Here is a 9,080-nt window from a genome sequence, read left to right on the forward strand (position 1 = left end):
CCCGCGCCCCTTCGAGGGCGTTTCGCGCCGCTCTCGAAGGCGTCAGGTCGCGCCCCGCGGCGGAGCCGCAGATCAGGCCACATTTCGGCGCCCTTCAGCAGTCGTGCGGGAGGCTGTGATGGCTGGTAGTCGTACCGGGCAGCCGCCCGTTCAGGGGCGGGTGCGGGTTCGGCGGCCCGTCGCGCCCCGGCCGCCGAACGACAATCCCGTACGGCGGCTCCGCCGACGCGTGCAGCGGGCCTGGGACCGGCCGCTCACCGCCTACTACCTGATTCTCGGCGGGTCGCTGCTGATCACCGTGCTCGGGCTGGTGATGGTCTACTCGGCCTCGCAGATCAAGGCGCTCCAGTACTCGCTGCCCGGTTCCTACTTCTTCCGCAAGCAGTTCCTCGCGGCCTCCATCGGCGGGGTGCTGCTGTTCGCGGCCTCGCGCATGCCCGTCAAGCTGCACCGGGCCCTCGCCTACCCGATCCTCGCCGGCTCCGTCTTCCTGATGGTTCTCGTGCAGGTGCCCGGGATAGGAGTGGCGATCAACGGCAACCAGAACTGGATCTCACTGGGCGGCTCCTTCCAGATCCAGCCGAGCGAGTTCGGCAAGCTCGCCCTGGTGCTGTGGGGCGCCGACCTGATCGCGCGCAAGGAGGACAAGCGGCTGCTCACGCAGTGGAAGCACATGCTGGTACCGCTCGTCCCGGTGACGTTCATGCTGCTCGGCCTGATCATGCTCGGCGGCGACATGGGGACGGCGATCATCCTCACCGCCATCCTGTTCGGGCTGCTGTGGGTGGCCGGGGCGCCCACCCGGCTGTTCGTGGGCGTGCTGTCCATCGCCGCGTTCATCGGCGTCGTCCTCATCAAGACCAGCCCCAACCGGATGGGCCGCTTCCAGTGCATCGGCGCCACCGAGCCCGGCACCGGGGGCAACTCCTGCTGGCAGGCCGTGCACGGCATCTACGCGCTCGCCTCCGGTGGCCTGTTCGGCTCGGGCCTCGGCGCGAGTGTGGAAAAATGGGGGCAACTCCCCGAAGCGCACACCGACTTCATCTTTGCCGTCACCGGCGAGGAACTGGGCCTCGCGGGGACGCTGTCGGTACTCGCCCTGTTCGCGGCCCTAGGCTATGCGGGTATCCGCGTGGCCGGACGCACGGAGGACCCCTTCGTGAGGTACGCCGCGGGAGGTGTGACCACCTGGATCACCGCTCAGGCAGTGATCAACATCGGTGCGGTGCTCGGCCTGCTGCCGATCGCCGGTGTCCCGCTCCCGCTGTTCTCCTACGGGGGCTCCGCCCTGCTGCCGACCATGTTCGCCGTCGGACTGCTGATCGCCTTCGCCCGCGACGAACCGGGTGCGCGGGCGGCGCTTTCCTTGCGGCAACCCCGCTTTGGTAGAAAGCGGGGTACCGGGGGGCCGGTGTCCGATCGGAACCCCCGGAGATGGAACACGATGAGACGGCGTGCCTCGGCGGCGCGTTCGTCCGGAGAGCGGTGAATTTCGGTGCATGTCGTACTCGCCGGTGGGGGGACCGCCGGTCACATCGAGCCCGCGCTCGCCCTCGCGGACGCCCTGCGCAGGGCTGACCCCACAGTGGGGATCACGGCCCTGGGCACGGAACGCGGTCTGGAGACCCGGCTGGTCCCCGAGCGGGGCTATGACCTGGCGCTGATCCCGGCGGTCCCGCTGCCGCGCAAGCCCACCCCCGAACTGATCACGGTTCCCGGGCGGCTGCGCGGCACGATCAAGGCCGCCGAGCAGATCCTGGAACGCACCAAGGCGGACTGCGTCGTCGGCTTCGGCGGCTATGTGGCCCTGCCCGGCTACCTCGCCGCCAAGCGCCTGGGTGTGCCGATCGTCGTCCACGAGGCCAACGCCCGCCCCGGCCTCGCCAACAAGATCGGCTCGCGGTACGCCGCCCAGGTCGCCGTCTCCACCCCGGACAGCAAGCTCCGCGACGCCCGCTACATCGGCATCCCGCTGCGCCGCTCCATCGCCACCCTCGACCGGGCCGCCGTACGCCCCGAGGCGCGGGCCGCGTTCGGGCTCGACCCGAGCCTGCCGACGCTGCTGGTCTCGGGCGGCTCCCAGGGCGCCCGGCACCTGAACGAGGTGATCGAGCGGGTCGCGCCGTACCTCCAGCAGGCCGGTATCCAGGTGCTGCACGCGGTCGGCCCGAAGAACGAACTGCCGCAGGTGCACCAGATGCCGGGGATGCCCCCCTACATCCCGGTACCGTACGTGGACCGGATGGACCTCGCGTACGCCGCGGCCGACATGATGCTCTGCCGCGCGGGCGCGATGACCGTCGCCGAACTCTCCGCCGTCGGACTCCCGGCCGCCTACGTCCCGCTGCCCATCGGCAACGGCGAACAGCGGCTGAACGCCCAGCCGGTGGTCAAGGCCGGCGGCGGACTCCTGGTCGACGACGCGGAACTGACACCGGAATGGGTCCAGCGCCACGTCCTGCCCGTGCTCGCCGACCCGCACCGGCTGTACGAGATGTCCCGCGCCGCCAGCGAGTTCGGCCGCCGGGACGCCGACGACCTGCTCGTCGGCATGGTGTACGAGGCGATCGCCTCGCGGAACCGCTAGGAAACGCACCGGCGAGCGAGCCCCTGGGGCGAAGCGAGCCAGGACAGAAGGAGCAGGCGTGGCCGGAGGAGCGACGACCGCCGAGCACGGCGAACGGCAGCAGGACACCTCCGGCCCGCCCCGCCGGTCCGGCCTCCTGGGCCGCCTGGGGCCGCGCAGGCCGCACGCGGCCCTTGTCCTGGCCCTCGCCCTGCTCCTCCTCGCCGGAGGCGCTCTCTGGCTGCTCTACGGCTCCCGGTGGACGCATGTGGAGCGCGTGTCGGTGTCGGGGACCGGTGTTCTGACGCAGGCGCAGGTGCGGGAAGCCGCCGAGGTGCCGGTCGGGGAACCGCTCGTTTCCGTCGACACCGACGCCATTGAGTCCCGACTGCTCAGGAAATTGCCCCGAATTGACTCGGTTGAGGTCACTCGGTCCTGGCCGCACGGAATCGTGCTGAAAGTGGTCGAACGCACCCCGGTCCTGATTGTCGAAAGCACCGGGAATGGGGGCAAGTATGTCGAAGTGGACGCGAAAGGCGTGCGATTCGCGACGGTTTCGGAAGCCCTCAGAGGTGTACCCGTATTGGAATTGGCGCTGTCCCGGACCGGTTCACAGGCCGCCAGTCTGCGCCGGTTCGGCGGCGACCGGCTGGTGCGCGAGGCGGTGCGGGTGGCGGGCGAGCTGCCGAATGCCGTCGCGCGGGCCGTCCGTACCGTCAAGGTGGGCTCGTACGACTCCGTCTCGCTGGAGTTGGGCGACGGCCGGACCGTCGAGTGGGGAAGCGGCGAGCGGGGCGGCGCGAAAGCCCGTGCGCTCACCGCTCTGATGAAAGCGGCTCCCGGTGCGCGGCACTTCGACGTGAGCGTGCCCACCGCCCCTGCGTCATCAGGGAGTTGACGCCCGTCCGGGCAGGCCACCACCCTGGTTGGGCATCGCTATGGCTGATCACATAGGGTGAAAAGAAAAACGGGAGGTTCGGCGTGTTCGTTGAACGTGCGCCACTTGTCGACTTAGTGTCCTGTTCGGAAGAGTCCAAGGAACAGACACACTGGTAACCCTAAACTTCAACGTTAGGGTTCGGGTCGGCGTTCGGACCGTCCCACTTCGGCATGAGTTGTCCGTTCGCCGCAGCGCGAACGGCGACACGTAACTCGAGGCGAGAGGCCTTCGACGTGGCAGCACCGCAGAACTACCTCGCAGTCATCAAAGTCATCGGTGTCGGCGGCGGTGGTGTCAATGCCATCAACCGGATGATCGAGGTCGGTCTGAAGGGCGTCGAGTTCATCGCCATCAACACCGATGCTCAGGCGCTGTTGATGAGCGACGCCGACGTCAAGCTCGACGTCGGCCGCGAACTCACCCGCGGACTCGGCGCCGGCGCCAACCCGGCCGTCGGCCGCAAGGCGGCAGAGGACCACCGCGAGGAGATCGAGGAGGTCCTCAAGGGGGCCGACATGGTCTTCGTGACAGCCGGCGAGGGCGGCGGCACCGGCACCGGCGGCGCGCCCGTCGTCGCCAACATCGCCCGCAACCTCGGCGCCCTCACCATCGGCGTGGTCACCCGCCCCTTCACCTTCGAAGGGCGGCGCCGCGCCAACCAGGCCGAGGACGGCATCGCGGAACTCCGCGAAGAGGTCGACACCCTCATCGTCATCCCCAACGACCGGCTGCTGTCCATCTCGGACCGCCAGGTCTCGGTCCTCGACGCCTTCAAGTCGGCGGACCAGGTCCTGCTCTCCGGTGTCCAGGGCATCACCGACCTGATCACCACGCCCGGTCTGATCAACCTCGACTTCGCCGACGTCAAGTCCGTGATGTCCGAGGCGGGTTCGGCCCTCATGGGCATCGGCTCGGCCCGTGGCGACGACCGCGCGGTGGCGGCGGCCGAGATGGCGATCTCCTCGCCGCTCCTCGAAGCCTCCATCGACGGCGCCCGGGGCGTCCTGCTCTCCATCTCCGGCGGCTCCGACCTCGGCCTGTTCGAGATCAACGAGGCCGCCCAGCTGGTCAGCGAGGCCGCGCACCCCGAGGCCAACATCATCTTCGGCGCCGTCATCGACGACGCCCTCGGTGACGAGGTCCGCGTCACGGTCATCGCGGCCGGCTTCGACGGGGGCCAGCCCCCGGCCAAGCGCGACAACATCCTCGGCTCGGCCGGCGCCAAGCGCGACGAACCCGCGCCGGCCCGGACCGAGAGCCGTCCGTCCTTCGGCTCGCTCGGCAGCGTCACGCCGAAGGAGGCCCCGGCGCCCGCCCCGGAGCCGGTGCACGAGCTGCCGGTCGCCCCGCCGGTTCCGCCGTCCCGGTCCTACTCGGACAGCACGGCCGAGGAACTGGACGTGCCGGACTTCCTGAAGTGATAGGACAACGCTCCGCAACGAGCGACGCGAGCGGCGCGCACTTCGCCTTCACCGACCGGTGGGGCGGGGTGAGCGCCGTTCCGTACGCGGAGCTCAACCTCGGCGGAGCGGTCGGCGACGACCCGGACGCCGTCGTCACGAATCGTGAACTGGCCGCCAAGTGCCTGGGTCTCGACCCGGACCGGGTGGTCTGGATGAACCAGGTGCACGGCAAGGACGTCGCCGAGGTCGACGGGCCGTGGACCACCTCGGACATCCCGTCCGTCGACGGCCTGGTGACCGCCGCCCGCGGTCTCGCCCTCGCCGTCCTCACCGCCGACTGCGTCCCGGTCCTGCTGGCCGACCCGGTCGCCGGGGTGGTCGGCGCGGCCCACGCGGGCCGACCGGGCATGGTCGCCGGGATCGTCCCCGCCGCCGTGGACGCCATGGAGGCGCTCGGCGCCGACCCCGCCCGGATCGTCGCCCGCACCGGCCCCGCGGTCTGCGGCCGGTGCTACGAAGTGCCGGAGGAGATGCGCGCCGACGTCGCCGCCGTCGAACCCGCCGCGTACGCCGAGACGAGCTGGGGCACCCCGGCGGTCGACGTGGTCGCGGGAGTGCACGCGCAGTTGGAGCGGCTCGGGGTGCGCGACCGGCAGCGGTCGCCGGTGTGCACACGGGAGTCCGCCGACCATTTCTCGTACCGCCGCGACCGGACCACCGGACGGCTCGCAGGCTATGTCTGGCTGGACTGATAGGAAATGACGGACCGGAAGGGTCAAATCGCCGCGAATCTGGCGGTGGTCGAGGAACGTATCGCGGCGGCCTGCTCGGCGGCGGGCCGCAAGCGTGAGGAAGTGACGCTGATCGTCGTCACCAAGACCTACCCCGCGAGCGATGTGCGGATTCTGTGGGAGCTCGGTGTGCGTCATGTGGCCGAGAACCGCGACCAGGACGCGGCGCCCAAGGCCGCGGCATGCGCGGATTTGGCTCTCACCTGGCACTTCGTTGGTCAGTTGCAGACCAACAAGGTGCGTTCCGTGGTCGGTTACGCGGGGGTCGTGCAGTCCGTCGACCGTGACCGGCTGGTCTCCGGACTGTCGAGGGAGGCGGTACGGGCCGGGCGCGAGGTGGGCTGTCTGATCCAGGTCGCGCTGGACGCGGAGGAGAGCGCGCGCGGCGAGCGCGGGGGTGTGGGGCCGGGTGGCATCGGGGAGTTGGCCGACCTGGTCGCCGGGGCCGAGGGGCTCAGACTCGACGGACTGATGACCGTCGCACCGCTGACCGGACCGTACGCCGGACGTGAACTTGCGGCATTCGAGCGGCTGATGGATTTGTCGACTGCTATGCGCCGCACGCATCCGGCTGCGAACATGGTGTCCGCAGGGATGAGTGCGGACCTCGAAATGGCCGTGGCGGCCGGAGCGACACATGTGCGCGTCGGCAGTGCGGTACTCGGAGTCCGTCCCGGGCTCGGGTAACGTCGCCAGGAAGTCGGACCACAGCAGAAAATATGGTCATTATCGCCGAGAGGCGGTAATAACGACCTCGTGGATCGCGGGCACTTGGCACTCGTCAGTCGATCCACCACAGAGCGGAGGACTCAGAGCATGGCCGGCGCGATGCGCAAGATGGCGGTCTACCTCGGCCTCGTGGAGGACGATGGGTACGACGGCCGGGGATTCGACCCCGATGACGACTTCGAGCCCGAGCTCGACCCGGAACCCGAGCGCGAACTGCGGCGGCGCGAGCCCCCGCACCAGCCGCACGGTTCACACCAGTCCCACCAGCCTCTTCAGCCCCAAAGGGACGAATCGGTACGAGTGGTGCAGCCGTCCGTTCCGCGTGACCCGCTGCCCCATTCCGCTTCGCTGGGCGCGGAATCCGGGCGTCCGGCGCGGATCGCGCCCGTGGCGTCCATCACACAAGAACGTCAAAGCCTGGAGAAGAACGCACCGGTGATCATGCCCAAGGTCGTGTCCGAACGAGAGCCTTACCGGATCACCACGCTTCACCCCCGGACGTACAACGAGGCCCGTACCATCGGGGAACACTTCCGTGAGGGCACGCCGGTGATCATGAATCTCACTGAGATGGATGACACAGATGCGAAGCGACTTGTCGACTTTGCGGCCGGTTTGGTGTTTGGTCTTCACGGCAGCATCGAGCGGGTGACGCAGAAGGTGTTCCTGTTGTCGCCTGCTAACGTCGATGTCACGGCGGAGGACAAGGCCCGCATCGCAGAGGGCGGGTTCTTCAACCAGAGCTGAGACGCACGACCGGAACAGCGGTACCAGCAGCACGGAAACAGGGGAGAGGTAAGCGCGGATCATGAGCGTGGTTGGACAGGTTCTCTACATCGCGCTGATGTGCTTCCTCATCGTGCTGATCTTCCGGTTGGTCATGGACTACGTCTTCCAGTTCGCCCGCTCATGGCAGCCCGGCAAGGCGATGGTGGTCATTCTGGAGGCCACCTACACTGTCACTGATCCACCGCTCAAGCTTCTGCGGCGGGTCATCCCGCCGTTGCGTCTCGGGGGCGTGGCGCTCGACCTGTCCTTCTTCGTACTGATGATCATCGTGTACATCCTGATCACCGTCGTCAGGTCGGTGTTGGTGTGAACGATACGGTCTTGCCGAATGCCGACGACTACGTTGAGGTGAAGAGATGCCATTGACCCCCGAGGATGTGCGGAACAAGCAGTTCACGACCGTCCGCCTCCGAGAAGGCTATGACGAGGACGAGGTCGATGCCTTCCTCGACGAGGTCGAAGCCGAACTGACCCGCCTGCTCCGCGAGAACGAGGATCTGCGCGCCAAGCTGGCCGCTGCCACGCGCGCCGCTGCCCAGAACCAGCAGCAGGGCATGCGCAAGCCTCCGGAACAGGATCAGCAGCAGGGCATGCAGCAACAGGGCATGCCCCAGCAAGGCATGCCTCAGCAGCAGGGCATGCAGCAGCAGGGTATGCCGCAGGGCATGCGAGGTCCCGGCGGCCCGGTGCCCGCCGGCATATCGGGCCCGCCGCAGCAGCAGATGGGCGGCCCCATGGGCGGCCCGCCGCAACTGCCCAGCGGTGCTCCGCAGCTCCCGCCCGGCCCCGGTGGCCAGGGCGGCCCGCAGGGTCCCGGCCCGATGGGTCAGAACCCCATGGGCCAGAACCCCATGCAGGGCCAGATGGGCCAGGGCCCCATGGGCCAGGGTCCGATGCAGGGTCAGATGGGTCAGGGCGGCATGCCCGGCCAGATGCAGCAGATGCCCGGTCAGCAGATGCAGGGCCAGATGCAGCAGATGGGCGGCACCATGGGTGGCCCCATGGGCGGTCCCATGGGTGGCCCCCCGCAGATGGGCGGCCCCGGTCAGGGTCCCGGCGGCGACAGCGCCGCACGCGTTCTCTCGCTGGCCCAGCAGACCGCCGACCAGGCGATCGCCGAGGCCCGCTCCGAGGCCAACAAGATCGTCGGCGAGGCCCGCAGCCGTGCCGAGGGTCTGGAGCGCGACGCCCGTGCCAAGGCCGACGCCCTTGAGCGGGACGCGCAGGAGAAGCACCGCGTCGCGATGGGCTCCCTGGAGTCCGCCCGCGCCACGCTGGAGCGCAAGGTCGAGGATCTGCGTGGCTTCGAGCGCGAGTACCGCACCCGTCTGAAGTCCTACCTGGAGTCGCAGCTGCGTCAGCTGGAGACCCAGGCCGACGACTCGCTGGCCCCGCCGCGTACTCCGGCCACGGCCTCCCTGCCGCCGTCCCCGGCGCCCTCGATGGCTCCGGCCGGTGCCGGTGCCCCGTCGTACGGCGGCAACCAGGGCATGGGTGGCTCGGGCATGGGCGGTTCGGGTATGGGCGGTCCCGGCTCGGTCGGCCCGTCCTACGGCGGCCAGCAGCAGATGTCGCCGGCCATGACTCAGCCCATGGCTCCGGTGCGGCCGCAGGGCCCGTCTCCGATGGGTCAGGCACCTTCACCGATGCGCGGCTTCCTGATTGACGAGGACGACAACTGACGGCCTCTAGTACGCCTTAGGCGTCGGCGGCGTTCAGGGCGGGGCCCCGGATTTTTGATCCGGGGCCCCGCCCTTTTGCGTGGGCGGGGCCCCGGGGACAGGCGGCTGGCCGCTGCGGGCCGGTGGGGGCTGGTCGCGCCCCGCGGCGGAGCCGCAGATCGACACAGCCCCGCGCCCCTC

General features: G+C 69.5%; 9 protein-coding genes. All 9 read left to right on the forward strand.

Features of this window, described 5'->3' with window-relative positions:
- Positions 1–118 precede the first annotated feature (118 nt).
- Entirely contained in the window at positions 119–1,489 is a 1,371-nt protein-coding gene (ftsW, locus tag AOK08_RS28755) for a putative lipid II flippase FtsW (protein WP_055531443.1), read from the forward strand.
- A gap of 6 nt (positions 1,490–1,495) precedes the next feature.
- Complete coding sequence (gene murG / locus AOK08_RS28760; RefSeq protein WP_055531445.1) at positions 1,496–2,587, forward strand: undecaprenyldiphospho-muramoylpentapeptide beta-N-acetylglucosaminyltransferase; 1,092 nt, start codon at positions 1,496–1,498, stop codon at positions 2,585–2,587.
- 58 nt (positions 2,588–2,645) lie between these two features.
- Positions 2,646–3,464 (forward strand): cell division protein FtsQ/DivIB, encoded by an 819-nt coding sequence (locus AOK08_RS28765; RefSeq protein ID WP_055531447.1) that lies wholly within the window; start codon positions 2,646–2,648, stop codon positions 3,462–3,464.
- Positions 3,465–3,739: 275 nt separating this feature from the next.
- Positions 3,740–4,927, forward strand: coding sequence for a cell division protein FtsZ (ftsZ, locus tag AOK08_RS28770; protein ID WP_055531449.1), 1,188 nt, complete (start codon positions 3,740–3,742; stop codon positions 4,925–4,927).
- Positions 4,924–5,661 carry a peptidoglycan editing factor PgeF gene (gene pgeF / locus AOK08_RS28775; RefSeq protein WP_055531451.1) on the forward strand — a complete coding sequence of 246 codons (738 nt, stop codon included), beginning with the start codon at positions 4,924–4,926 and terminating at the stop codon, positions 5,659–5,661. The genes ftsZ and pgeF overlap by 4 nt, the downstream gene beginning before the upstream one ends.
- Positions 5,662–5,667: 6 nt before the next feature.
- Positions 5,668–6,387 (forward strand): YggS family pyridoxal phosphate-dependent enzyme, encoded by a 720-nt coding sequence (locus AOK08_RS28780; protein ID WP_055531453.1) that lies wholly within the window; start codon positions 5,668–5,670, stop codon positions 6,385–6,387.
- 129 nt (positions 6,388–6,516) lie between these two features.
- Positions 6,517–7,176 (forward strand): cell division protein SepF, encoded by a 660-nt coding sequence (locus AOK08_RS28785; RefSeq protein WP_055531455.1) that lies wholly within the window; start codon positions 6,517–6,519, stop codon positions 7,174–7,176.
- Between the two features lie 61 nt (positions 7,177–7,237).
- Positions 7,238–7,528, forward strand: coding sequence for a YggT family protein (locus AOK08_RS28790; RefSeq protein ID WP_055531456.1), 291 nt, complete (start codon positions 7,238–7,240; stop codon positions 7,526–7,528).
- A 46-nt stretch (positions 7,529–7,574) separates the two neighbouring features.
- Positions 7,575–8,900: a DivIVA domain-containing protein gene (locus tag AOK08_RS28795; protein WP_055531457.1), complete on the forward strand. Its 1,326-nt coding sequence runs from the start codon at positions 7,575–7,577 to the stop codon at positions 8,898–8,900.
- Positions 8,901–9,080: the final 180 nt, after the last annotated feature.

Source organism: Streptomyces graminilatus (assembly GCF_001418565.1).
Classification (GTDB): Bacteria; Actinomycetota; Actinomycetes; order Streptomycetales; family Streptomycetaceae; genus Streptomyces; species Streptomyces graminilatus.